Source organism: Flavobacterium gelidilacus DSM 15343, from assembly GCF_000422685.1.
Taxonomy (GTDB): domain Bacteria; phylum Bacteroidota; class Bacteroidia; order Flavobacteriales; family Flavobacteriaceae; genus Flavobacterium; species Flavobacterium gelidilacus.
On record NZ_AUGN01000015.1, the window covers coordinates 1 to 25,395 of the forward strand.

Below are 25,395 nucleotides of genomic sequence, written 5' to 3' on the forward strand. Positions count from 1 at the left end.
GATAATACATAAATATTACGCTGACTATCAGTAGCTATATCTACTACTACTTCTTTGTCAGAGGTTGAATTAATCCCTCCTCCAGATTGCAACCACTGAAAGTTTTGAGAAAATAGAGTTATGGGGAATAGTATAAAAGCAATAAGTAATAGGTAATAGGTTATAGGTAGTTTTGATTTCATGTTGCGTGTTTTAATAGTTTTTAAAAATACGAAAAATAATATCAAAACCCACGTTGCCTCTTAGCCTCAAACAATAAAATCGCTGCAGCTACAGAAACATTCATAGAATCAATTTCCCCTTGCATTGGAATTATGATGTTTTGAGTGCTTTCGTCTCTCCATTTTTGAGTTAAACCTGTAGCTTCAGTTCCTACAACTAAAGCAGTTGGAGTAGTGTAGTCGACTTTATGATATTCGTTAGAATTTTGTAAAGTAGCACTATAAAAATCAATGTTTTTTTCTTTTAAAAAGGCAATAATTTCTTCTGTTGTTCCTGATGCAATTTGGTTGGTAAACAAACATCCAACACTTGAACGAACTATATTTGGGTTATACAAATCACTTTTTGGATTGGCTAATAAAACAGCATCAATATTGGCTGCATCAGCTGTACGAAGCATTGCTCCGATATTTCCAGGTTTTTCGATGGATTCTAAAACAAGAATTAATGGGTTTTCTGGTAATTGTAAATCAGAAAGTTTTAAATTTTTAGTTTTCGCTATGGCTAAAATGCCTTCTGTTGTATCGCGATAAGCTAGTTTTTGATAGACTTTTTTTGATATTTCTATTTTTGGATATTCAGATATTCGGATATTCGGATTTTCAGACTGAATAAATAATTCTGGACAAAATAAAATGGTTTCTATTTCGTAATTTCCTTTTAGGGCTAATTCTATTTCTCGTTTTCCTTCTATTAAAAATGTACCTGATTGTTTACGCGCTTTTGCTTTTTCTTGCAATTGCACTAAGGTTTTGATATATGGATTTTGGATAGAAGTTATTTGTTTCATTTTATAGATGTTCAGATTTTCGGATGTTCAGATTTTCGGAAAGATATTTCGATAACATTTAATCTGAATATCTATAATCTGAAAATCCGAATATCTAAATTATTTATTTTCAAATTTCTCTTTATAACGTTCGTATAACTCAGTTTGATGACTTTCTAAACTAATTTGTCTCCCGTCGATAAGTGCTGTTGAAATTTTGTTTGTTTTCATATCTAATGCATCACCATCAGAAATGAATAAGGTTGCGCTTTTTCCAGTTTCTAATGTTCCATAGTTTGCATCAATTCCAAGTATTTTTGCTGAATTTGATGTGATTAGTTGTAATGCTTTTTCTCTATCCATTCCCCAAGCAGCGCATGTTCCTGCGTAAAATGGAAGATTTCTAGCTTGCATTCTTTCCATGTCACCTTCATTTTGTAATCCAACTAAAACTCCAGCATCAGTCAATAATTTTGCATTTTTGAAAGGTAAGTTTACGTCTTCATCTTCTAATATTGGTAAATCGTGTACTCTTCTTAAAAGTACAGATACGTTGTTTTCAACTAATAAAGCTGCGTTTTTATAGGCATAATAACCACCAACAATCGTCATTTTTTTAATGTTATTTTTCTTTTTGAATAAGATAGCATCGATTATTTCTTTTTCACCATCAGCGTGAATAAATACTTGTTTATCTCCACTTTCAATTCCTTTCATGCCTTCATAAGGAATGTCTTTTACTGAAACTTTTGAAGCAGCATAAGCTTTGGCATTATTGAAGAAATCTTGGATTTCGGTAGTTTGTTCATCGTATTTTTTATTTGGTTGAATTCCTCCTGGTTCTGCCCACCAACCCGCACGCGAGTAACTTCGTGGCCAGTTTAAGTGAATACCGTCATTTTCTTTTATTATTGCATCTTCCCAATTCCAAGCATCTAATTGAACGATTGATGAAGTTCCAGAAATTCTTCCACCTCTTGGTGTTATTTGTGCTAATAAAACTCCGTTTGGACGAGCAACTTCAACCAAACCTGATTCAGCGTTATAAGCAATTATACTTCTAATATGTGGGTTCATTTCACCTAATTCACTTTCATCATCTGTGGCTTTTACGGCATCAATTTCGACTAAGCCTAATGTTGTATTTGGAGCAATAAATCCGGGATAAATTTCTTTACCTGAAGCATTTATTACAATGTCATGTTTTGCAGGTTTCATTAGAGTTCCATCGCCAATTATAGCAATTTTTCCGTCTTTTATAGAAATAAGACTGTTTTCAATCACGGTTCCATTTCCAACATGAGCTCTTCCACCTAAAATGAGTATGCTTTTGGTTTGTTTCGAAGCTGGTGTTTGTTGTCCAAATGCTATTGTAGTTAGTAGTAATAAGAATATGTATTTTTTCATTTTAAAATGTATGTTTCAATTTGTTTTTTTTGTTTCAATTATTTCAGTTTTCAATTGATATTGAGCTTGAAATTTAAAATTCTTCAACAGTATCACAATGATAATGTTTTACTTCTTTTTTCTTTGGAGCTTGAGTTTTTAACCCTTTATTTTTTGCTTCCAATAAATTATTTATCAGCTCACTACGTTGTTTTTGAATAACGTCAAGAGTTGCTGTTTCTTTTTCTAAATCGTAGAAAATTGTTCCGTCAACTATAGTTTTTTCAGCTTTAGCGTAGATAGATAATGGATTATCTGACCAAAGTACTACATCAGCATCTTTACCAACTTTTATACTTCCCACTTTATTATCAACTTGTAATAATTTTGCAGGATTTAAGGTTACGAAATTCCAAGCTTGTTCTTCTGGAACGTTTCCGTATTTTACAGCTTTTGCCGCTTCTTGATTTAAACGTCTTGACATTTCAGCATCATCTGAATTTATCGAAACCATTACACCTTGACTTTGCATTAAAGCAGCGTTGTATGGAATTGCATCATTAACTTCATATTTATAAGCCCACCAATCTGCAAATGTTGAACCACCAACACCATGTTCTGCCATTTTATCAGCTAATTTATAACCTTCTAATATATGTGTAAAAGTTTGAATTTTGAAATTATATCTTTCGGCTAATTTCATTAACATGTTAATTTCAGATTGTACGTAAGAGTGACAAGTTATGAAACGTTTTTTACTGATAATTTCGTTTAAAACTTCCATTTCTATATCATAACGGTATTTTGAATTACTTGCTTTTTCTTTCTTGTATTCTAAAGCTCTAGTAAAATAATCTTCATAAACTTGTTCAACACCCATTCTTGATTGTGGAAAACGACCGCTTCCCCAATTGGATTGTTTTACGTTTTCTCCTAAAGCAAATTTGATGTATTTTGGAGCATCCTTTACAATCATTTCATCTGGAGAATAACCCCATTTTAATTTGATAAAAGCTGCACGACCACCAATTGGATTTGCTGAACCATGTAGTAAATTTGAAGAAGTAACTCCACCAGCTAGATTTCTATAAATATTGATGTCATCCGAATTTACAACATCTTCAATAGTAACTTCTGCAGATGAATTTTGTCCACCTTCATTAACACCGTTAGAAATTGCAATGTGCGAATGTTCATCGATTATACCAGCTGTTAAGTGCTTGCCTGTTGCATCAATTTTCTTTGCATTCGTGGCAGAAATATTTTTACCTATTCTGACGATTTTACCATTTTCGATTAAAACATCTGTTTCCTTTAGAATTCCTTCTTTTTCACCAGTCCAAACTGTAGCATTTTTGAATAGCAACGTTTCTTGTTTTGGTTTGTTTTCGTTTCCGTAAGCTAAATTTGGAAAAGTAACTGGAACCATAATTGGAACTTTTGGCTCTTCGTCTTTTTTGTCTTCTTTCTTTTTATCTTTGGATTTTTCGGTAACTTCCTTTTTTGTTGCTTTCCAAGAAGTTTCTTGGCCATTTTCTAGAACTACTTTTCCTTCTAAATAATTTAAGTTTTTTGTTCCGGTTAATCTATAATAGGCAGATTTAATAGAATCATTTGTTTTGACAACTAAATTTACCCAAGGTTCGCTGTAATTTAATTTAGTACCATAATCGATACTGTCTTTTGAAGTTTTAGCCTCTAATTTTTCAAGTTCACCTGAAATTTTCAAGTCAAATGATTTATTATCAAAAACCAAATTATATTCACCACGAATATCTTCGACATTCATTTTGTCAAGAATATTTCTATTTCCTTGAACCCAATTTTCGTGAATTTTACTGTCTTTATCAAAAATATCTCCAGAAACAATAATAAAGTTGGCTAAAGCTCCTTTTTTCAAAGAACCTAAAGTATTTGATTGGTTCATTAACTTAGCAGGAGTTTCAGTTAAAGCAGCAATAGCTTTTTCTTTAGGGAAACCATATAAAACAGCTTTTCTTAAGTTTTGTAAAAAGTCTTTTGCATCTTTATTATCATAAGTTGTTAGAACAAATGGAATATTATTGTCTGCTAAAATTTTCAAATTAAAAGGAGCTTGATTCCAAAATTTCATATCACTTAAACTCACTTGCTGCGCTAGATAAGGATCAGAAACATCATATGCATCTGGGAAATCTAAAGGGATAATATATGTTGCACCAGTATTTTTGATTTCATTTATTTTTTCAAATTCATTTCCATCTCCTTTAATAAGATAGTTAACTCCGAATTCTTTACCAATTTTATTAGCTCTTAAACTATTTAATTTATCACCAGCGTTGAATATTTGAATAAGATTTTTGTTTGCATTGAAACTTTCAAGTGCTAAATCTTTTGTTTTTGAAGCTCCTGTTGCATACCATTTTCCATCATGATATACTTGACGAATTAAAGCCATACTTCCCATTAAAGAAGAAGGATAAGATTGTCTAGAAAACTTACTTCTACTAAATGTAAAATGTTGTGATATTTTATTATTAAGAATTCTTGTTGCGTTATTTCCTTCATCATTTAAAGTCCATAATAAACCTGTTCCAGCAATAACTCCATCATTAAAGTGACTTAAAACTGTACCAAAACCAATAGCACGTAATTTTTCAGCACTTTTGTTTTCATAGTTTAAGTTTTCAAAGGCATTGTAATCTGTTTTTATATGGTCATTCCAATAATAACCTTCACGCGAAGAATCATATTGGGCCGATGAACCTCTTTCTGGTCGATCTGTTGGTTTCTGAATTCCAAATTCACTAAACACATCAATAAATGAAGCATAAATTGTTTTTCCAGTTGCATCAATTATAGTTGCGTTTTTTGGAATTGAAACTTTTGTTCCAACTTCTAAAATTTTTCCATCTTTAAAAAGTAAAGTGGCTTTTTCTAATTTTTGAGTTGATGAAACATAAATAGTAGCATTAGTTATAGCCACATGGTTTTTGAAAGATTGTTTTACACCGTCATTTTTGGGAAAATAATCTTGAGCCTGAACTGCTATTGTGAAACAAAACAGAAATAAAAATTTAATTAATCGCATTTAATCGTATATTATAATTAAGCCATAAATATAGTTAAATATGTATGTAAAAAAAATTTTTGTGAATTACTCTACAAAATTCCTCTTGCTTTAATTTCTAAATATTTATTAATAACATCTAACGTTAAGTTTTCGGGTTGTGTTAATACTGAATAAATACCGTATTTTCTTAATTCATTTACAATTAAACGTTTTTCGAAAGCAAATTTTTCTGCGATGACTTTATCGTATATTTCTTGAACAGTATTGGCTTTTTTGTCAATTAATTCGTTTAATTCTGTATTGTTAAAAAAGACAATAACTAATAAATGATTTTTAGCAATTCCTTTTAAATAAGGCAACTGTCTGTGCAAACCATCAAGTGTTTCAAAATTGGTGTAAAGAATTAGTAAACTTCTTTGATTAATTTTATTTTTGATATCAACATATAAACGGCTGAAATCACTTTCAAAAAAATCGGTTTTGATGTTGTATAGATTTTCTAAAATTAACTGCATTTGACTTTGACGTTTTTCAGCCACAACTCTATTTTCTACTTTTTTAGAAAATGCCAATGTTCCAGCTTTATCATGTTTTTTTAGAATTACATTTGATAAGACTAGTGTAGCATTAATAGCATAATCTAACAGACTTAAACCATTAAAAGGCATTTTCATGACACGACCTTTATCAATAATCATGTAAACATTTTGAGATTTTTCATCTTGAAATTGATTCACCATCAATTGATCTCGTTTCGCTGTAGCTTTCCAATTTATGGTTCTAATGTCGTCACCTTGTACATATTCTTTGATTTGTTCAAATTCCATTGTATGTCCAATTCGTCTAATTTTTTTTAATCCATATTGGGATAATGAATTCGAAAAAGCCATCAAATCATATTTTCGTAATTGAATATAAGATGGATAAGTTGGCACTAATTGATTATTGGCAAAACGGAATCTTTTAGAAGTTAATCTCAAAGGAGAACTTGCAAAAACATTTAAACTTCCAAAGAAATATTCACCTCTTTCTGTAGGTCTTAAAAAGTATTTGTATTCATCTTTTGATTGAGCACTAATTCGTCTGAAAACATTAAAATTTCTGACTTGAAACTGAAAGGGAATTTCATCAATAATTCTGGCATAAATAGGAAAAGTATATTTGCTTTTTATTCGAATAATGATTTCGTTTTCATCACCATTTGAAAGTTTTTCCGGAGTTTCACGAATTGCATCAATTGGGGATTTAGCTGTAAAAAGCAACAAAACATCAATAATTGTAAAGACAATAAAAATGTATAAAATATACCAACTGGCATTGTAAAACATTGGAAAAAAGTAAGACAACACAAAACAACCTATGATACCAATTAGGCAATAGAAAAAGAAATTAGTAAGGTAGAGTTGTTTAAAAAGTTGTTTCATTTTTTTTAAATTATCTTGGAATTTCTACAGAATCAATAATTTGTTTAATGATTTCAGTGCTGTTTAAGCCTTCCATTTCTCTTTCTGGAGTAACTACAACTCTATGTTGCATAACTGGAATTGCAGCTTCTTTAATGTCATCTGGTGTAACGAAATCTCTTCCTTTTATAGCAGCAAAACCTTTTGAGGCATTTAAGATTGCAATTGATGCTCTTGGTGAAGCTCCTAAATATAAGAACGGATTTTCACGCGTATTTAAAACGATTTTTGCGATGTATTCGATAAGATGAGGTTCAATTAAAATTTGTTTTACCAAGCCTTGAAAACTTAAAATATCACTTTGAGAAACAATTTTTGCAATGTCAGACAATTTGTCTCTGTTTTGTAAATCGTTTTCTTTGTGAATAATAGCAACTTCTTCTTCTAAATTAGGATAACCTATGTTTATTTTGAACAAAAATCTATCTAATTGTGCTTCGGGTAAACGATACGTCCCTTCTTGCTCAATTGGATTTTGAGTAGCAATTACGATAAATGGTTTTTCTAAAATATAAGTTGTTCCATCAGCGGTAATTTGTGTTTCTTCCATAACTTCAAACAAAGCTGCTTGCGTTTTAGCTGGAGCACGATTGATTTCGTCAATCAAAATGAAGTTTGAAAAAATTGGGCCTTTTTTAAATTCAAAACTCGATTTTGATAAATCATAAACAGAAGTTCCGATAATGTCAGAAGGCATTAAATCTGGTGTAAACTGAATTCGATTAAAATCAAGTGATAATGTTTTTGATAATAATTTGGCTGTAATGGTTTTTGCAACTCCAGGAACACCTTCAAGCAAAACGTGACCATTTGCTAGAATTGCAACTAATAATTGATCAATCATTTTAGATTGTCCGACAATTACTTTTCCAATTTCTGCCCTAACTTTTTGAAGACTATCTTGCAAAGGAGCTAGATCAATACGATTGTTGAAGTTTAAATTTTCGTTTTCGATTTCTTCTATATTATTTTCCATAAGGTAATTATTTGTCTTATTTGTGATTTAATTTTTCGATAGTAAGATTTAATGAAATGATATCATTCTCATTACATATTTCTTTTCTTTTTAATTGATTAATTAATTGAACTAATGCAGCAATATCTTCTTTTTTCTTTCCAGATTTCTGTTGAAAACGGTTTATAAAAGTAGCATCGAGTACAGTTGTATCAACTAAATATTCATTTCTTGTTTTTTCGAGGAAATATATTATTTTTTTATCAATGATATTTTTGTGATTTCCTTCTTGATAATATAGATTTCCAATCGTTTTTGTAAAATCGACAGTTGTGTTTCTTAAGGGTTCAATAATTGGAATTACTCTTTGTTTTCTTTTAGCGTTGAAGAAAATAAATATCAAAATACTGATCAATGAAATATACCAAGCCCAACGCAAACTTGCTTGACTTAAAATATATCGCATAGGTGATTGATTGAGTTGTGCATCATCATATGATTTGGCAAACCAATAGATTTTATCTTGATTTAAATAGGAAGTAATCTGCTCTACATATTCATAATTCTTGTTTTTCAACATATAATAATTGGTAAAAACTATAGGTTGAGTATGCAAGTAAAAATTTCCTTTTTTGTATGGAATTTTTATAAAGTTTGTCAAATTTTCTTTTGTACTATTTTGATGACCTAAAACTACTGTAGTTGTCGTATCAATTTTCGAAAAATATTTGGTAGAAACGCCTTTAGAATAGTAATAATCTTTAGGATTTAAATTTTTATTAGAAACTTTCAAAGCAAATGAATCCATAAAAATACTACTAGTTTCAATTTCAAAACCTAATGTATCTTTAAGATTTTTTGAGAAAGAACTTGAGCTGATAAAAACATCATTTCCTCTACTAGCGTAATAAAAAAGTTCGTCAACCGAATTTTTATCAATAGTAAATTCATCATTTATGTAAAGAATATCACCTTTAACCGTGTAAGTTGAGTCTTCATAATCATACTTGTCATAAAAATATTCATAAGGTGTATTGCTATGTTTTGTCACTTTTTGACTAGAAAATAATTTATCAGATTCTTGACTAAAAACATAAAGTCCAAACGGAATTTTATCATTCAAAGCAAACGTAGCTGACCAATTAATAGGTTTTGGTCTACTAGCATCTACAAATATGATTCCTATTAAAATAAGAACCAATAAAAAGATATATACTTTTAGATTTCTGTTCATGTTAAGGTTGAATGGCTTTTAGGAATGATTTTTCTGCTTTTTGAAAATCAGCTTCAGATATAACAAATTCACCATACCAACAATATTCATATATATATGATAAAAATTGAAATTCAGATTTAGTTTCAGCATTTTTAATTTCATACAAATAATCTGAATTGGTTTTTTCAATATCCCATTCAATAATATTTTTATCTGACATTGATTTTAGCAACCATAAATAATAATAACGTATTGAATTTCTATATTCTTTATCTGATTTTGAAGAAGAAATTAATTTTTTAAAATCTACAGTATGAATATTTTCTTCTACTAATTCAGAAACATTTATATTTTTTGAAGATTTTCCAAAAACCCAACCACCTTCTTTGTTAATGATGATTTTTATAATCATATAGATCACAAAACCAATAATTATAAAAGCAATGACTTTCATCAAAATACCAAGACCTGTCAATGTTCCATCTGTATTGCTAAAATCAAATAAATCGCTAAAAAATTCCCCAACGTTTTTCCAGAATCTATTCCAAGCGGATAATTTTGAATCATCTACTTTTTGTTCGTATAGAAATTCATTAGAAGTATATTTATCCTTAAATTTTGGTTCAAATTTTTTAGATTTAATGGTTTCTGTGTCATATTTTACATCTTCTTTTGGGCGCAACGAGTCGTTTTGTCCAAAACAAAAAGCAGTTATGAAAAATAAAATAGTTAAGAATTTATTCACTATCAGTTCCTATTAAATCAATATCATTTTTAATTACGTTGTTTTCTTTTTCTTCTTTACTGCTATAATAAATTATTCCTTGATTGATTAGAATCAAATTTTGTAACATATAATTAAATAGAATTGAAACAATCATTGCTATCGTCATCATAATAGTTATAAAGGATAACGCTTCAAGAGTTTGTTGAGAATTACCTTGCATAGCTTCAGGATTAGTAAAAACGGAGGCAACTCCAATTATGTAAGGCACAAAATAAACGATTCCTACAACAACTTGAACGATGATTAACATTATTACCGTTGAGCTAATTATCGACCAAAACTTACTTAAAACAAGACTAAATCCATTTATTAAAGAGACTAAATAGCTGTTTTCTGTAGAAATATAATCGTAATAACTTAAAGAAATCCAACTTATAATTCCGGGTAAAACAATAATAATTAAAGGAAACCCTATGATTACAAACATCAAGGCAATGAGTAATGCAAAAGCTATAAAAAAGATAGGAACAAATGTTACTAATGATGCTAAAAAGAAAAGAATAGATTTACCTAATTTAGATTTAATAAATCCGATTAAATTTTTAGTAGTAATTTCTTTTTTAGACTCAATTAGGCTTAAATAGGCTACAGGAAATGAATAATTGATTATACTAATTACAATGATTAAAACTAATATTGTAATTCCACCAATAATTAATATTGGTAAATTTGAAGTTAGATTATTCAACAATAGATTTTCTCCTGATTGCGTATTATTGATACCTGCAAAAATACCTTCAAAAAATATTTTCATTAAAAAATATAATAACACAACAAGGATTAGTAGAAATCCACCATTGATAATGAAATAATTTTTAAAGTAGTTTTTACCATAGATTTTAAAAAAATCGAAAGTATCGCTTACTAATTCATTAAAACCTCTTTTTTTATATAGTTGAAACATTTTCTTTATTTATTTTTTTGTGAACTTTAAAAGGGTAAATCAAATAATAATAACTTATGGCACTTAATGTTGAAAGTATGATGAAAACACTTAAAAAATGAGGCATGTCTATAGAATATCTGGTAATAAAACCTTCTAAAAAACCAGCAATAACTGTAAATGGCATTGTGCTTAAGAAGATTTTAAACGTATTTTTAAATCCGATTTTAAATGAGTTAAACCTAGAAAATGTATTGGGAAACAAAATACTTGCACCTAAGGCAAAACCTGCAGCAGCTTCAATTACCATTGCAAAAATTTCCATGGAACCATGAATCCAAATTCCTCTTACGCTTTCCCAAAAAACGCCTTCTCTGTAAAAGAAATATTGGAAAGAACCCAGCATTATACAATTGTTTATTAAGATATAAAATGTTCCAAAGCCTAAAAATATACCAAAGAAATAGGAGAGTGCTCCAACTCTTAGATTATTGAATGTAATACCAACAAAACTTCCCCAGTTAGTAGCTGATTTATAAACAGCAACTGGGTTTCCGTCTTTAATGTTTTCTAAAGACATGTTTACATAAGCATCACCCAGTATTAATCGAACAAAAGTATCATCATTTCTGGCAGAAATAGTTCCAATGGCTGTTAAAATTCCAAAGATTAAAAAAGCATACAAAACATAGCGTCTATATTGATAAACTAATAGTGGAACTTCAGTTTTAAAAAAATAAATTAGTTTATTTGTGTCTTCTCTTTTAGTTTTGTAAATCTTTTGATAGGTTTGCGAAGCCAAATGATTAAGATAAACAACAGTCTTACTTTTTGGATAGTAAGTTTGTGCATATGCCAAGTCATTAACCAAATGTATATACAAACTGGCTAAATCGTCAGGATTTTTTTTAAGTTTACCAAAAATAGCTTGTTCAAATTCAAGCCATTTTTCTTTATTTTGTTTTATGAATGCAACTTCTCTCATTAGAGGCTAAAATAAAAAATATGAATCAATTATCAATCACAACTACGCAAAATGTTAATATAAATTTTACAGCAGCTTCTGTAGGTTCAAGAATTGCGGGTCAACTACTTGATATTTTGGTTCTTATAGCTTATTCGGTTGTAATGTATTATATTATAGATTTGTCAGGATTAAGCAAAATGTTTGCTAAAATGGATGGCTGGTCTTCAGGTGCAATTATGATTATGCTGTTTTCACCCGTTATTTTTTACACATTAGTTTTAGAAAGCCTTTGGGAAGGACAAACTATTGGAAAGAAAATAATGAAGATGAAAGTGATCAAAATTGATGGTTATCAAGCGGGTTTTGGTGATTATTTAATTAGATGGTTGTTTAGATTAATCGAAGTATTGATTGGAAATGGTGTTATAGGTTTATTAGCCATAATATTCAACAAACGAAATCAGAGAATGGGAGATATGGCAGCAGGAACAGCTGTGATTTCTCTAAAAAGTAATATTAACATCAATCATACCATTTTAGAAGATTTAAACGAGGATTATGTTCCTACTTATCCATTAGTTATAAAGCTTTCTGATAATGATGCTCGGATTATTAAAGAAACTTTTGAAGTAGCTGTTAAAACTAGAGATTATGGGACTTTAATAAAATTAAGAGAAAAAATTATTGGTGTAACGGGCATTAAAAATCAATCGGGTAACGATCAAGATTTTATTAGAACTTTACTTAAGGATTACAACTATTATACTCAAAACATGTAATTTATCTTGTAAGATAGAGATAACCTACTAAAGGTTCATTATAGTCTGGATCATTTAGAAATACTACATAGTAGTACGTTCCAGTTGGAGCATATTTTTCGTCTACACCATTTTCAACATAACCATCCCAATCTGGTTTTGATTGATTTCCTGTCCAAAGCCATTTTCCCCAACGGTTATAAATTTTAACTTCAAAATTTAGAAAAACATCGCGTAAACCTTCAATAAAAAAGCCATCATTATAGCCATCAAAATTACCTGAAACATAATTATAAACAGTTGGTGGACAATTTTTTGTAGTTAAAAAGAAAGAAGTAAATCCATAACAATTATCGTTTTCTAATCGAATGTAAATTTCTTGTGGAGTCGAATTAGCTACAAAATTAGACGTATTAAAGATTGGATTAGTTAGATTTAATGCATCATCAATTGTTGTATAAAAATTGGCTATTTGATTAGAATCTGTTTTTACCAAATCTTCGTAATGAGAAAAGTTGAATGTACCTTTTGTTAAACCTTCATTACAAGAAACCAAATCATCTAATTTATTGAAAGAAGGAGCGCTGTTTTGAATTATAGCCTGTAAATCAACATTATTATTTTCGTTAATTTCTGTCACAATTCCAACACCAGTACCAATATCATCAACTACAAATTGTAAGTCAAAATTTGCAGGAATATCAAAAGGTAATAAAATACTAATTTGATCACTCCAACTTCCGCCAATAGGAATAGGTGTTAACGTTTCTGTATATTCAATAAATTCACCATTAGCATAAATTGAAATTGGAGTTCCAGCAGGAAGAATTTCAGTTGAATTTAAATTATAAACCGTAAAATCAACTAATAAAATATTTGAATTACAAACTTGATTAGTAACGTCGATAGAAATAGTAGCATCAGGAAGTTGACTATTTAATTTTGAAACAATAGCATTAATCATCACAAAATCTTGGTTAGAAGTCATTTGAATGTCAGCTGAAGTGTCTCCAATAGCAATGTTATTCTGAATGCTATAAATATCCAAATCCATATTATAAAGATCTGTACTATTAGTTATTGTATTTGTGCCATTAAATGCATTTGTTGGAGGATTTAAAGTGTTACTTAAAATATTTCCGTTGATAGAAAGGGTTTCGTTATTAGATAAACCTACATCACCTTCCCACGCGAGAAATCCAATTTTTGCATCATTATTATCAATTACATTAAGTGAGTTTAAAGTAATATTTAATTGATTTTGGACTTGCGAAACGGCTTGTAAACCGTCATAAACGTTTAATTGGTTTAAAGGTAAATTCGGATTATAATAAACCACAACAATTGCCCAGCCTGCAAAATTAGTGCTGTTTTGAGAATGTAAATTAATAAAACTAGTGACATCTAAATCCGATAAGGTATAATTTCCATTTCCAGTAGATTGTATTTGAGATGTAATATCTGTAAAAGCACTAAAAAAATTAAACTGTGTTTGTAGAACATTACTAAAAGTCCTTTGAGCAGTTATATCAACACCATTTAACTTGACATTAAAATCACCTGTTCCGCAGCCAGCCCAATATAAAAAAGCTTTTTCAACGACATCATTGGGTTGCAATATTAGCGTTGCAGAAGAAGTTGTGAAAATAGCTGGAGTTCCCTGAAAAGTATTTTCTACAGGATTCATAGTGTTACCTAAAAAAGTAAAATCATATCTACCATTAAATTGTTGGTACAAAGAAACATTTTGCCCTTTCATATTTATAGTAAATAACAAAGATAAAATCAGTATTTTTGAAAAAAATAAAGAGTAGTTTTGTTTCAAGATTAGTTAATTTTGATACTAATTTATTAAAAATTAAGTTATTCAGTTAAGAATTTGAATTAATTCATTAAAAATAGTTGTGAAAAACATCACTATAAAACAATATACATCTGATTATTATTCACTTTGGAACGAATTTGTAGCTAAAGCAAAAAATGCAACTTTCTTGTTCCACAGAGACTTTATGGAATATCACCAAGATAGATTTGAAGATTTTTCATTGCTAGTTTTTGATGCGAAAGATAATTTGGTTTCTATTCTACCTGCCAATAGAGTTGAAGATACTCTAATATCTCATCAAGGATTGACTTATGGAGGTTTTGTTTTTTTAGAAACTATAAAGTTAGATAATGCAATGGTAATTTTCAAATCAGTTTTATCGTTTTTACATAAAAAAAATGTTTCAAAATTGCAGTTGAAACAAATGCCTTCAATATATTTAGATTGCTTTACTTCTGAAATTGATTATGCCCTTTTTATAATTAAAGCTAAAATGACTAGACGGGATAATTTATCCGTAATTGATACTAAAAAGTCATACAAAATAGCTAAATCTAGAAAAGAAAATATTAGACGTGGTGCCAAAAACAACTTAGAAATTAGAGAAGAATTAAATTTTAAGTTATTTTGGAATGAAATATTGATTCCGAATTTGAATAAAAAACACCAAGCAAAACCTGTTCATACAGTTGAAGAAATCACTTTTCTTCAAAAACGTTTCCCAGAGAATATTCGACATTTTAATGTTTATGATGGCGAAAAAATTGTTGCTGGAACGACTGTTTTTATATCAGAACATGTTGCACATCCTCAATATGTTTCGGGTAACGACGATAAAAATCAATTGGGTAGCTTAGATTATTTATACCATCATTTACTTGCCGAAGTTTTTAAAGATATAGACTATTTTGATTTTGGACCTTCTAACGAAAATCAAGGAAAAAATATAAATGAAGGCTTATTGTTTTGGAAAGAAAGTTTTGGAACTAAAACAGTTGTTCAAGATTTTTATGAAGTTGAAACTGCAAATTACGGTTTGCTTGATACTGTTATGCTATGATAAAATTTTTAGATCTTCAAAAAATAAATGCTCAATATCAAGATGAATTTCAACAAAAAATGAAATTAGTTTTAGATAAAGGATGGTTTATTTTAGGAGATGAAGTAAAACAATTTGAAACTGATTTCGCCAAATTTACAAAGGCTAAACATTGTATTGGTGTTGGAAATGGGTTAGAGGCTTTAGTTTTGATTTTTAAAGCCTACATTCAACTAGGTTTGATGCGAAAAGGAGATGAAGTCATTGTTCCAGCAAATACCTATGTAGCTTCAATTTTAGCAGTACTTCAAGCGGATTTGGTTCCAGTTTTAGTTGAGCCCAAGATAGAAACGTTTAATATTAATCCAGATTTGATTTCAGAAAAAATCACTTCAAAAACAAAAGCAATTTTACCGGTTCATTTATATGGACAATTATGTGAAATGGATAAGATTAATGAAATTGCCAAACAACATAATTTATTAGTTGTAGAAGATGCAGCACAATCTCACGGAGCAATTTTTGATGGCAGAAGTCAGAATTTAGAATTTAGAAATGCTCAAGCTTATAGTTTTTATCCAGGAAAGAATCTTGGTGCTTTAGGAGACGCTGGTGCGATTACAACTAATGATGAGGATTTGGCTAAAGTATTGTATTCATTAAGAAATTATGGTTCAGAGAAGAAATATCAAAATGAATTTGTTGGTGTGAATAGTCGTTTAGACGAAATTCAAGCTGCTTTTTTGAATGTGAAATTACCTTATTTAAATGAAGATAATCATAAGCGAAAAACTATTGCAAAACGTTATTTGGCTGAAATTAAAAACGATAAAATAGAATTACCTTTTTGGGATTTTTCAAACAATCATGTGTTTCATTTGTTTGTAATTCGAACAGAAAATAGAAACAAATTACAAGAATATTTAAAAGATAATGAAATTGATACTATGATTCATTATCCAATTCCACCGCATAAACAAAAAGCATTTGTTGAGTGGAATAATTTGTCATTTCCAATTACCGAGAAAATGCATGCTGAGGTTTTAAGTATTCCGATTTCTCCAATTATGACAAAAGACGAGATTAGTAAAGTCATTCAAATTTTAAATCAATATTAATGGATATAATTCAAAAAGTAAAAAATATTGTTTTTGTTAAATTTAGAATTCTAAAGTACAAATGGCTTTCTAATTGTAAAAATATAAATGGAAGACCTAAGTTATATCATCCTTTATTAATAGAAGGAAATGGATCAATTAAATTTGGTAAAAATGTTCAAATTGGTGTAAAATCATCACCAAACTTTTACTCACATTATTCCTATTTTGAAGCAAAATATCCAGAAAGCAAAATCATTATTGGGGATAATGTTTCAATAAATAATAATTTTTCGGCAGTTTCTTTTTCAAAAATAACGATTGAAGACAATGTTTTAATTGGTGTGAATTGCTCAATTATTGATACTGATGGACATCAATTAGAGATAGATAAAAGAGCAGATGGAATTCCTAAAGTAGCTGAAATTGTTATTTCTAAAAATGTTTTTATAGGTGACAATGTTTCCATTTTAAAAGGAGTAACAATCGGGAAGAATTCTGTTATTGGATTTGGATCTGTTGTTACTAAATCGATTCCTGATAATGTAATTGCAGCTGGAAATCCAGCAAAAATAATAAGAACTATTTAATTGAAATTTTTCACTAAAAATAACTCCTTAAAAGTACTATCGTTGAATTCAATATCAGTGATGGTTAGTTTTGTATTGGGAATATTTTCCTCAAAAATTATAGCTTTTTTTCTTGGTACAACAGGAATGACTTTGTTAGGAAGTTTTAGAAATTTCACAACCATGTCAAAATCAATTGCGACACTTGGAGTAAGTAATTCTTTGGTAAAACTTGTAGTTGAAAATAAGGAAGATGAAAAAGAATTATCATTAATATATTCTACTTTTTTTTGGTTGTTTTTAGTGATTTCGGTTGTCGTTGGTATTGTTATTTTAATTTTTAGTAGTTCAATTTCTGAATTATTATTTTTTTCAACGGATTATAAAATTCCGATTCAATTTTTTTCTTTGACATTACCATTTATAGTTATTAATACGTTTTGGATCTCTATTTACAATGCTTTTGAAAGGTTTAAAACTATAATATTAATTCAAGTTATTTCAAATGTTTTAGTTTTTATTGTCACTGCATTATTAATTTGGAAACAAAATATAGTTGGTGGATTATTGGCAATTGCAATTTCAGAAATCATAATGGTTCTGGTGACTTTTATTTTTATTAAAAGAGAAAAAGGTTTCTTTAATTTTGAAGTAAAAAGAGTTTTAAATAACAAACATCTAAAAGAAATCAGAAAATTTTCTTCAATGGCTTTGTTAAGTGCTATTATAATTCCAATAACGCTTATTTCAATAAGAAACTTATTAATACAAAGCTATACATTTCAAGAAGCAGGAATTTGGGATGCAGTAATAAGATTATCTGGATTTTATATGTTATTGTTCAGTTCTGGCCTTACATTGTATTATATGCCTAAATTAGCATCATTATCAACTGATGAGGAGTTTAAAAGTGAACTAAAGGAGTATTTCAAAACACTTGTTCCAATTTTTATTCTAATGATTGTTCTGATTTATCTTTTTAAAAATTTAATAATAAATATTGCTTTTACTCCAGAATTTAATAAGGTTTCAGAAATATTAATTTGGCAATTATTAGGCGATTTTTTTAGAATTATGTCATTAGCTTTTGGATATCAGATTTTAGTAAAAACCATGATGTTTAAGTTCTTTTTTATTGAAATAGTATACAATTTGTCTTATTTCATTTTATCTTATTACTTAATGCAAAATTTCGCATCAGAAGGAGTTGTAATGGCTTATTTTTTTGCTAATGTGCTAATGTTTTTTGTGTTTCTAATTATGTTTAGAAAAGTATTATTTAAACAAAAAGTTTAGACCTTTTTTTAGAACTAAAATATTGAATATTTATCGCCAATAATAGCAATATAAAAGGGAAAAAAACAATATGAAATCTATCTCCTTGTCCACAAGAAACTCCAGACGTTAAAAATGTATAAGAAATAAATGCACTTATTATAACTACAAATTTGTCTTTATAAAGCAGTAATAAAGTAAATAGGCTCAATAATAAACCTGTTATCGTTAGAAACACATTACTATAAATGGTGAAATTATATAAGTTTGATTTTATGCTTTCAAAATAGGAAGTGCTTTTTATATTTACGACATCATTTAAAATAATATTTCCAGTTGTACTATTCTCATATAAATCATCTGTATAAGCTTTTAATAAATTAATTTTATTGCCTTTTAGTTGATTTTTCATATCCTTAAAAACTTCAACTTTTGATTCTTCATAGCCAAGTGAAAATAAATATTTACCTCTTTGATTGTTAAATTGCGAATAGTCAACATCGTTTTTATAACACATGGCTTTGCTTCCAAGATAATTATAATAAGTAACAGAATCAATGTAACTGATTGTAAAATTTCCAAATTGGTATTTTATTCCAGCACACTGAATAAAGACTAAAAAGAAGCTAAAGTAGAGTAGGTAAAATGATTTGATTTTATAGTATTTAATAATATCTTTTATAAAAAAGAGTAAAATAAAAACTGCAAAAAACTTTGCTCCAGGTCTAATTAGCATTGAAATTACAACTACAGATAAAAATAAAGCTAAATAAAGTGTCTTAGATTTAGTTCTAAATAAATGATAAAAATAGAAGGCAAGAACAATAAAAAATATAAAAATATTTTCTGAGAGCATGTGAAAAACAGAAATCACATTTCCAATAATAATCAAATTTAGTAAACTTAAAAAAAAGGCTTTTTTATCAGAAATATAGTGTTGTGCAATTTTGTAAATTAGCAGTGTAGAACCAATCCAACAAAATAAATTAATATAATAAGTGTTTGCATAAACTTCCATGGCTGAATTTGTAAACAAAAACGGAATTCCATGAATTAAAGCTAACACCATTGGTCTTAAGTTATGACCTCTATAATAGTAATATACATTTTCGGCAGATTCATAATAACTTCCAGAATCTAAATAGATTATTGACTGAATGTCAAGTTGTAATAAGTAACTTAAACTCTTAATGAAAATTAAAGAAATTAAAATTAGTAAAAACTCATATTTATATTGAAATACTATTTTTTTCAATTTATCCATTTTTCAAGATATTTTTCAGCGATTTTAATATAGTCATGTTCTTTTTTTAGAAAATCACTAGCTTTTTGACCTATTTCAATCAATTTTGAAGGATTTTCGATTAAAAAAGATAATTTTTCAACCAAATCATTCACATCAGGTAAAGCATTAATTGCAACTTCATCTTCTTTTAAATGATAATACTCTAAAAACTCTTTATCTGCACCAGTAAACACTACTTTTCCTTTTGCCATTGCTTCTAAAGCATTATAACCTTGATCATAACCATAAACTTGGTCTAACAAAATGTGACAATCATTATATATACTAATATATTGTTTATAAGGAATATTTGTAGTGATTTGAATATTGAGTTTATCTTTATATTTTTCTTCTATAATTTCCAATGCTTTTTCGAAAAAATGAACTCCTTTTTTAAAAGAATTTCCAGAATTTATCCCTAAGAAAATATTGATTTTACCTGAAATATCTAACTTTTTATATTCAATTTGAGTTAGATTAATTGGATTTGGAACCATTCCAATATATTTCGGATTTTCTTTTAATGGATTTACATAATCTAAATCTGTAGCAATAACTCCAGAAATATTCTCATATAAAAAATGATGTATTTTTTGATGTATTTTTGTCAAATAGTTAAACATAAAAGCATATTGTTCTTTGGCTTCGACAACTTTTTCAAAATACGGATTCATTATAGAATAACGCTCCTTTTTTTGAAGCATGTGATTTAAAGTCATGTAATCAACACCACTACACAAAAGAAATACTTTTTTGTTCTGCTTGAATATTTTTTTTAGTAAATAAAATTCAAATTTTTGTGTGGTTTGAATTGGAGCTTCATTTATCAATTGAACAACATCAAAGTTTTTTAATTTATTCAAATGAAAATAAAAACGAATGCCACGTTCAATTTTTGAAATATCAAATTTAGTGGTTCTATAAATAATTTGTCTTGGAATATTTCCTAATTTGCTTTCGCACAAAATAGCACGATTTGAATAATCTGACGGAAAGTTTTTAAAGCCATCACCATTGTTGATTAAGACAACTTCGTGACCTAAAGCCACCAAACCTTCTTTCAAAGAATTGTGCAATCGACTAAACTCGCCTACAAGTAATATTCGCATTTAAAAAATTATTTTACATTTGCTAAAATACATAAAATTTAAGATTGCAGAATGAAGATTAACGATTTTTGATTTCAGAATTTTTTTGTGCTACTTTGAGACTTCTTTGTGTAACTTTGTGAAATAACCCTACGAATATTGAATCAAAAAAATAAACCTTTAAAAATCTGTTTAACAACGGTATCACTTTCTGGTGGTGGAGCTGAAAGATGTGCTGCATCTTTGTCGCATTACTTTGTAAATCAAGGTTTTGAAGTCCATCATGTGGTTTTTGCAGGAGAAATTAAATATGATTATTCAGGTGAATTATTACATCTAGAAACCTTAAAAGATAAAAACAATAGTATTTTTAGTCGTTTCAAAAGATTTTTCGCTTTAAAAAAGTATTTTAAGAAACAGCAATTTGATATAATTATTGATTTTAGAGTCAAAGAATTTTATTTGCAAGAATTTATTATTCATAATTTCATTTATAAGAAATTTATACAAACAATTCACAGCAATTTTATTGAACATTATATTCCAAAAAACAAGTTTTTAGCCAAGCATTTATATAAAAAGGTTTCAGATATAGTTGCAGTTTCAAGTGAAATAGAAAAAAGCATTCAAGATAATTATTCTTTTAAAAATCTGACTCAAATTTATAATCCTATTGATTTTTCAAGCATAGAAAAACTGCAAAATGAACCAACAAATTTAGATTTTAAGTATGTTTTAGGAGTTGGAAGAATGGAAGATAATGTAAAACAATTTGATCATTTAATTGAAAGTTATTCAAATTCTAACCTACCAATACAAAACATCAAATTAGTTATTCTTGGTGAAGGAAAATTGAAACAAAAATGGCAAGATTTTGCTAAATCACTTAAACAAGAAGATAATATAGTGTTTTTAGGAAATGTTCAAAACCCATATTCCTATTATTCTCAAGCTTTATTTACTGCTATGACAAGCAAATATGAAGGTTTTCCAATGGTTTTGTTAGAATCTTTAGCTTGTGAAACTCCTGTTATTTCTTATGATTTACATTCTGGTCCAAGCGAAATAATTTTTCAAGATGGAAACGGAATTTTAGTCGAAAATCAAAATAAAGTAGCAATGACTGATGCTTTAAACGAAATGGTTTCAAATAAAGAATTATATTTACATTGTAAACAAAATGCTAAAAGTAGTGTGGAACGATTTTCACTAGAAAGTATTGGAAATCATTGGTTACAAATTTTTAACGAATTAGAATAATGAACATAGAAATAATAGACATTCCAAAAGTAGAAGATTATAGAGGAAATTTGGCCATCATAGAAAAAGATGTAGTTCCTTTTGAGATTAAACGCGTTTATTATTTGTATGATGTGCCTAGTTCTGCGCAACGTGGTGGACACGCGCATATAGATCAATCAGAATTTTTAATTGCTCTTTCAGGAAGTTTTGATGTGGTTTTAAATGACGGAAAAACAAAAGAGAAAGTGACATTAAACAAACCAGATAAAGGCTTGCTTATCAAAACTAATGTTTGGAGAGAATTAGATAATTTTTCTTCTGGAGCCGTTTGTTTGGTTCTAAATTCGGATGTATTTTTAGAAGAAGATTACATCAGAAATTTTGATGACTTTATTTCGTATTTGAATAAGTAGCAACTTTAATTCCTTTATTCATTAGACGCATTTTTATAGAGTCTAAAAATAGAAGTCCACTCTTTGGCACATATAATAAAATAACCTGTTTCCAATTTAAATTTCGTAATTGAATAGGTTTTATAATTTTCTTCCAAAGTGATTTATCTCCATCTTTTTTGAGTTTTTTTACTAAAACATAACGCAAAAAATCTAGTTGTTTTTTTAAATCTGGATTTGTTTTTGCCCAATCTTCATACTTATCATAATCAGGAATTTGATAATGTAAAATTGAACTTCGAGTTATTTGATTATCTGTTTGCATAAAGTAACTCATTTGATTTGTGTTACTATAAGCTAATTTGAAAAAATAATTCGCACGAATATTAAAATCTATATCTTGAGAAAATCTAATTTTTTCATCATAATAGCCCACTTTTTCAAAAACCGATTTATGAAAACAAACAGAACCATGATTATAAATGCCTTGTTTAACATTTAATTTGAAAAAATCTATTATTCCTTCAAAATTATCAGCTAAAGCATCAGAATTATTAAATGGTTTTAAAACTCTATTACCATAAATTTCTTCATAATTTGTCCCATAAATTTTTGCTTCAGGAAAATTTGAAATCAAACGATGAATAGTTTCTAAAAAAGTAGTTTTCCACAAATCATCAGCATCTAAATACATAACATATTCAGCTTTTGCATTTCGAATTCCAGTATTTCTTGTGGCTGATAATCCTTTGTTTTTTTCGTGATGAATTAAAGTAACTTTATCAGACAAATAGGATTCTATTTTTGATACACTTTTGTCAGTTGAACAATCATTTACAATAATAACTTCAAAATCCGTAAACGTTTGGTTGAGAATGCTTTTTAAAGCACTTTCAACATAGTTTTCTTTGTTGTATAACGGAATAATTATTGTAAAAAAAGGCATTTTAATTAATTATGAATCATGAATTATGTGCTGAAAACTTTTATCTTCTTCAAATATATAGTCAAAAATGGAATTCCAACCGACAAAATCAGGTTTCTTTGAATTTTTTGTTTCATCAAATTCCAATTTATTAGTAATAAATAGTTTTAATTTTTCAGCTAATTCATCTGAATTTGAAGGATTAAAAAAACTTACTTTATTATAATTTCCAACAGTCTCTTTTGCATAAGGCAAATCAGATACAAAAATGGGTTTGTTAAATTCTTTTGTTTCAGTTAATGGCAAACCCCAAGTTTCAAGTTTTGAAGGAAATAGTAAAGCATTCATTGCTTCATAATATCCTGCAACTTCATTTCGATTTAGTTTTCCAACGAACTTAAAACATTCATATTTTGAATAAGTTTTATAAATAGATTTTGCATACTTATTTTCGTTTCCAGAAATGGTAAAGTGAACTTCTATTTTATTTTGTGTTTCTATTGGTAATTTAAGAATAGCATCACAAATACATTCAAAATTTTTAAACATTCTAGGGAAACTTGGATAAAAGAAGTGAACTTTTTTAGGATTCAATTCAACTTTACTTTTGTCAATATTCACTTGAGTTTCTGGATAAGCAACTTTACAATTTTTAATAGAAAACCATTGTTCAAATTGATTTTTTATCCAGTGTTGTTGTACAAAAACAGCATCATTTGAATGAATGTTTATTTGGGTTAAATACTTGTAAAACTTAGAAAATAAACCTATTTTAAATCCAAAAAACCATTCTCTATTACTTAATTTGTAAAAAGGAGAAGGATTATGATAATAGACATACTTGTTCTTTGAAACTACATTTGGGGATAAATCATGCATTGAAAACCAAACATCAGCTTTAAACTCTTTTGATAATTTCTTAAAATGAAAGTATTCATAATACAAACGAAAAAGCCAATTTTTTTTTGATTTTGGAAACTCAATATATTCAATATTTGGTGTAGAAAAGAGTTTTTGTGAATTAACTAAAGCAATAATTTTAATGTTTTTGTTCGTAGAATATTTTTCAAGTTGATTTAAACAATCCGTCATTATTGAAAGTATTCCACTATCAACAACATTTATACCAGATATGACGATTTTTTTTTGACTCATTATAATTTAAATAAGCCATATTTTAGTATACAATATATAGCATGAAAACCATCTTTCCAATTGATTTTTTTACCTTCTTCATAAGTTCTTCCATAATAGGAAATACCAACTTCGTAAATTCTAATTTTTGAGATTCTTGCAATTTTTGCTGTAACTTCTGGTTCAAAACCAAAACGTTTTTCCTTTAAAGTTAAAGATTGTAATAATTTCGTGTTGAATAGTTTATAACAAGTTTCCATATCTGTTAAATTCAAATTTGAAAACATATTGGATAAGAAAGTCAAAAATTTATTTCCGATTGTATGCCAGAAAAATAAAACTCTATGAGCATTTCCACCCATAAACCTTGTACCATAAACTACATCTGCAAAACCATCTAAAACAGGTTGTAACAAAATAATATATTCTTTTGGATCATATTCTAAATCAGCATCTTGAATTATAGTGTAATCTCCTTTTGCATTTTTTATTCCAGTGTGAAGTGCTGCACCTTTTCCTTTATTAATTGCATGTTCAAAATACGTAATATTTAAAGAAGTATTATTTGAAATGTATTTTTTAATAGAATTTGAAGTATTATCAGTAGAACAATCATTAATTATGATAATTTCTTTTTCAATATTTTGAGGTAAAGTAACATTTTTGATTTTATCTAAAATCAGATGAATAGTGTTACCTTCATTGTAAACTGGGATTATAATACTAAGTAATTGCATATTTTAAATTGTAAACAATACAAATCTACATTTCTAAATCTGAATTACAATAATTTAGTTATTTTTGTTCAAATTTATTTCTATTGAAAAAGATTGTAGAAAAGTTAAATCCAAAAGTGATACTGTTATTTATTGGAATAATATGGATTACTGTTTTTTGTTATTTATTGCAATTAGAACATCAAACCTATATTTTTCCAGATACATATTCGTATATTTTATCCATAAAGCAATTATTTTTTGAGTTTAAATTTAACGACCATAGGCCTTTTCTTTTTTCTTTTTTAAACGGAATTCCATTGCTGTTTAATTTGCCTATTGAATATGTT

General features: G+C 28.0%; 23 protein-coding genes. 7 read left to right on the top strand and 16 right to left on the bottom strand.

Annotation, left to right across the window (positions count from 1 at the left end):
* The 10 genes from G507_RS16610 to G507_RS0108265 form a co-directional block, all read right to left on the bottom strand.
* Positions 1 to 182 (bottom strand): hypothetical protein (locus G507_RS16610; protein ID WP_035665874.1); only part of this gene is annotated, 182 nt, incomplete at its 3' end.
* A gap of 41 nt (positions 183 to 223) precedes the next feature.
* Positions 224 to 1,012 carry a TrmH family RNA methyltransferase gene (locus G507_RS0108225; RefSeq protein ID WP_026717056.1) on the bottom strand — a complete coding sequence of 263 codons (789 nt, stop codon included), beginning with the start codon at positions 1,010 to 1,012 and terminating at the stop codon, positions 224 to 226.
* A gap of 99 nt (positions 1,013 to 1,111) precedes the next feature.
* Positions 1,112 to 2,398, bottom strand: a complete 1,287-nt coding sequence (locus G507_RS0108230; protein WP_026717057.1) for an amidohydrolase family protein — start codon at positions 2,396 to 2,398, stop codon at positions 1,112 to 1,114.
* A gap of 73 nt (positions 2,399 to 2,471) precedes the next feature.
* Positions 2,472 to 5,447: an amidohydrolase family protein gene (locus G507_RS0108235; RefSeq protein ID WP_026717058.1), complete on the bottom strand. Its 2,976-nt coding sequence runs from the start codon at positions 5,445 to 5,447 to the stop codon at positions 2,472 to 2,474.
* 71 nt (positions 5,448 to 5,518) lie between these two features.
* A complete protein-coding gene (locus G507_RS0108240; RefSeq protein WP_026717059.1) occupies positions 5,519 to 6,853 on the bottom strand; it encodes a DUF58 domain-containing protein in 1,335 nt (444 codons plus the stop codon).
* Between the two features lie 10 nt (positions 6,854 to 6,863).
* Complete coding sequence (locus G507_RS0108245; protein ID WP_026717060.1) at positions 6,864 to 7,868, bottom strand: AAA family ATPase; 1,005 nt, start codon at positions 7,866 to 7,868, stop codon at positions 6,864 to 6,866.
* Between the two features lie 16 nt (positions 7,869 to 7,884).
* Positions 7,885 to 9,081, bottom strand: coding sequence for a DUF4350 domain-containing protein (locus G507_RS0108250; RefSeq protein WP_026717061.1), 1,197 nt, complete (start codon positions 9,079 to 9,081; stop codon positions 7,885 to 7,887).
* Position 9,082: 1 nt separating this feature from the next.
* The gene (locus G507_RS0108255) at positions 9,083 to 9,808 is read right to left on the bottom strand and encodes a hypothetical protein (protein ID WP_026717062.1); all 726 of its coding nucleotides are present in this window, start codon (positions 9,806 to 9,808) and stop codon (positions 9,083 to 9,085) included.
* A complete protein-coding gene (locus G507_RS0108260) occupies positions 9,801 to 10,754 on the bottom strand; it encodes a hypothetical protein (RefSeq protein ID WP_026717063.1) in 954 nt (317 codons plus the stop codon). The genes G507_RS0108255 and G507_RS0108260 overlap by 8 nt, the downstream gene beginning before the upstream one ends.
* Entirely contained in the window at positions 10,738 to 11,718 is a 981-nt protein-coding gene (locus G507_RS0108265) for a stage II sporulation protein M (protein ID WP_026717064.1), read from the bottom strand. The genes G507_RS0108260 and G507_RS0108265 overlap by 17 nt, the downstream gene beginning before the upstream one ends.
* A gap of 20 nt (positions 11,719 to 11,738) precedes the next feature.
* On the opposite strand from G507_RS0108265, the gene G507_RS0108270 reads away from it, so the two are divergent.
* The gene (locus G507_RS0108270; RefSeq protein WP_026717065.1) at positions 11,739 to 12,479 is read left to right on the top strand and encodes an RDD family protein; all 741 of its coding nucleotides are present in this window, start codon (positions 11,739 to 11,741) and stop codon (positions 12,477 to 12,479) included.
* A 1-nt stretch (position 12,480) separates the two neighbouring features.
* Here the strand turns inward: G507_RS0108270 and G507_RS0108275 are convergent, their stop codons facing one another.
* Positions 12,481 to 14,217: a T9SS type B sorting domain-containing protein gene (locus tag G507_RS0108275; protein ID WP_084518953.1), complete on the bottom strand. Its 1,737-nt coding sequence runs from the start codon at positions 14,215 to 14,217 to the stop codon at positions 12,481 to 12,483.
* 145 nt (positions 14,218 to 14,362) lie between these two features.
* Here G507_RS0108275 and G507_RS0108280 point away from each other — a divergent pair, with 145 nt between their 5' ends.
* From G507_RS0108280 to G507_RS0108300, 4 genes are read left to right on the top strand one after another with little or no spacing between them, the layout of a single operon-like run.
* Positions 14,363 to 15,343: a GNAT family N-acetyltransferase gene (locus G507_RS0108280; RefSeq protein ID WP_026717067.1), complete on the top strand. Its 981-nt coding sequence runs from the start codon at positions 14,363 to 14,365 to the stop codon at positions 15,341 to 15,343.
* Positions 15,340 to 16,440 carry a DegT/DnrJ/EryC1/StrS family aminotransferase gene (locus tag G507_RS0108285; RefSeq protein ID WP_026717068.1) on the top strand — a complete coding sequence of 367 codons (1,101 nt, stop codon included), beginning with the start codon at positions 15,340 to 15,342 and terminating at the stop codon, positions 16,438 to 16,440. Before G507_RS0108280 ends, G507_RS0108285 begins: the two co-directional genes overlap by 4 nt.
* The gene (locus G507_RS17895) at positions 16,440 to 17,009 is read left to right on the top strand and encodes an acyltransferase (RefSeq protein WP_026717069.1); all 570 of its coding nucleotides are present in this window, start codon (positions 16,440 to 16,442) and stop codon (positions 17,007 to 17,009) included. Before G507_RS0108285 ends, G507_RS17895 begins: the two co-directional genes overlap by 1 nt.
* Positions 17,010 to 17,051: 42 nt before the next feature.
* Positions 17,052 to 18,284: an O-antigen translocase gene (locus G507_RS0108300; protein WP_157496526.1), complete on the top strand. Its 1,233-nt coding sequence runs from the start codon at positions 17,052 to 17,054 to the stop codon at positions 18,282 to 18,284.
* On the opposite strand, the gene G507_RS0108305 is transcribed toward G507_RS0108300, so the two are convergent.
* Both G507_RS0108305 and G507_RS0108310 read right to left on the bottom strand, forming a co-directional pair.
* Entirely contained in the window at positions 18,268 to 19,518 is a 1,251-nt protein-coding gene (locus G507_RS0108305; protein ID WP_157496528.1) for a glycosyltransferase family protein, read from the bottom strand. The two genes, G507_RS0108300 and G507_RS0108305, sit on opposite strands and share 17 nt — an antisense overlap.
* Complete coding sequence (locus G507_RS0108310) at positions 19,515 to 20,657, bottom strand: glycosyltransferase (protein ID WP_026717072.1); 1,143 nt, start codon at positions 20,655 to 20,657, stop codon at positions 19,515 to 19,517. Before G507_RS0108310 ends, G507_RS0108305 begins: the two co-directional genes overlap by 4 nt.
* Before the next feature lie 138 nt (positions 20,658 to 20,795).
* On the opposite strand from G507_RS0108310, the gene G507_RS16615 reads away from it, so the two are divergent.
* Positions 20,796 to 21,896 carry a glycosyltransferase gene (locus G507_RS16615; RefSeq protein ID WP_051191543.1) on the top strand — a complete coding sequence of 367 codons (1,101 nt, stop codon included), beginning with the start codon at positions 20,796 to 20,798 and terminating at the stop codon, positions 21,894 to 21,896.
* Entirely contained in the window at positions 21,896 to 22,291 is a 396-nt protein-coding gene (locus tag G507_RS0108320; protein ID WP_026717073.1) for a sugar 3,4-ketoisomerase, read from the top strand. Before G507_RS16615 ends, G507_RS0108320 begins: the two co-directional genes overlap by 1 nt.
* Here the strand turns inward: G507_RS0108320 and G507_RS17320 are convergent.
* From G507_RS17320 to G507_RS0108335, 3 genes are read right to left on the bottom strand one after another with little or no spacing between them, the layout of a single operon-like run.
* Positions 22,269 to 23,216 carry a glycosyltransferase family 2 protein gene (locus G507_RS17320; protein ID WP_051191544.1) on the bottom strand — a complete coding sequence of 316 codons (948 nt, stop codon included), beginning with the start codon at positions 23,214 to 23,216 and terminating at the stop codon, positions 22,269 to 22,271. The genes G507_RS0108320 and G507_RS17320 overlap by 23 nt on opposite strands.
* A gap of 9 nt (positions 23,217 to 23,225) precedes the next feature.
* Positions 23,226 to 24,350, bottom strand: a complete 1,125-nt coding sequence (locus G507_RS16625; protein ID WP_051191547.1) for a glycosyltransferase — start codon at positions 24,348 to 24,350, stop codon at positions 23,226 to 23,228.
* Positions 24,350 to 25,066 (bottom strand): glycosyltransferase family 2 protein, encoded by a 717-nt coding sequence (locus tag G507_RS0108335; RefSeq protein WP_026717074.1) that lies wholly within the window; start codon positions 25,064 to 25,066, stop codon positions 24,350 to 24,352. The genes G507_RS16625 and G507_RS0108335 overlap by 1 nt, the downstream gene beginning before the upstream one ends.
* Positions 25,067 to 25,395: the final 329 nt, after the last annotated feature.

What these genes read in the sequence shown, in the direction of transcription:
- G507_RS0108225 (WP_026717056.1), bottom strand. Translation starts at nt 1,012, where the DNA reads ATGAAACAAATAACTTCTATCCAAAATCCATATATCAAAACCTTAGTG.
- G507_RS0108230 (WP_026717057.1), bottom strand. Translation starts at nt 2,398, where the DNA reads ATGAAAAAATACATATTCTTATTACTACTAACTACAATAGCATTTGGA.
- G507_RS0108235 (WP_026717058.1), bottom strand. Translation starts at nt 5,447, where the DNA reads ATGCGATTAATTAAATTTTTATTTCTGTTTTGTTTCACAATAGCAGTT.
- G507_RS0108240 (WP_026717059.1), bottom strand. Translation starts at nt 6,853, where the DNA reads ATGAAACAACTTTTTAAACAACTCTACCTTACTAATTTCTTTTTCTAT.
- G507_RS0108245 (WP_026717060.1), bottom strand. Translation starts at nt 7,868, where the DNA reads ATGGAAAATAATATAGAAGAAATCGAAAACGAAAATTTAAACTTCAAC.
- G507_RS0108250 (WP_026717061.1), bottom strand. Translation starts at nt 9,081, where the DNA reads ATGAACAGAAATCTAAAAGTATATATCTTTTTATTGGTTCTTATTTTA.
- G507_RS0108260 (WP_026717063.1), bottom strand. Translation starts at nt 10,754, where the DNA reads ATGTTTCAACTATATAAAAAAAGAGGTTTTAATGAATTAGTAAGCGAT.
- G507_RS0108265 (WP_026717064.1), bottom strand. Translation starts at nt 11,718, where the DNA reads ATGAGAGAAGTTGCATTCATAAAACAAAATAAAGAAAAATGGCTTGAA.
- G507_RS0108270 (WP_026717065.1), top strand. Translation starts at nt 11,739, where the DNA reads ATGAATCAATTATCAATCACAACTACGCAAAATGTTAATATAAATTTT.
- G507_RS0108275 (WP_084518953.1), bottom strand. Translation starts at nt 14,217, where the DNA reads ATGAAAGGGCAAAATGTTTCTTTGTACCAACAATTTAATGGTAGATAT.
- G507_RS0108285 (WP_026717068.1), top strand. Translation starts at nt 15,340, where the DNA reads ATGATAAAATTTTTAGATCTTCAAAAAATAAATGCTCAATATCAAGAT.
- G507_RS17895 (WP_026717069.1), top strand. Translation starts at nt 16,440, where the DNA reads ATGGATATAATTCAAAAAGTAAAAAATATTGTTTTTGTTAAATTTAGA.
- G507_RS0108310 (WP_026717072.1), bottom strand. Translation starts at nt 20,657, where the DNA reads ATGCGAATATTACTTGTAGGCGAGTTTAGTCGATTGCACAATTCTTTG.
- G507_RS0108320 (WP_026717073.1), top strand. Translation starts at nt 21,896, where the DNA reads ATGAACATAGAAATAATAGACATTCCAAAAGTAGAAGATTATAGAGGA.
- G507_RS17320 (WP_051191544.1), bottom strand. Translation starts at nt 23,216, where the DNA reads ATGCCTTTTTTTACAATAATTATTCCGTTATACAACAAAGAAAACTAT.
- G507_RS16625 (WP_051191547.1), bottom strand. Translation starts at nt 24,350, where the DNA reads ATGAGTCAAAAAAAAATCGTCATATCTGGTATAAATGTTGTTGATAGT.
- G507_RS0108335 (WP_026717074.1), bottom strand. Translation starts at nt 25,066, where the DNA reads ATGCAATTACTTAGTATTATAATCCCAGTTTACAATGAAGGTAACACT.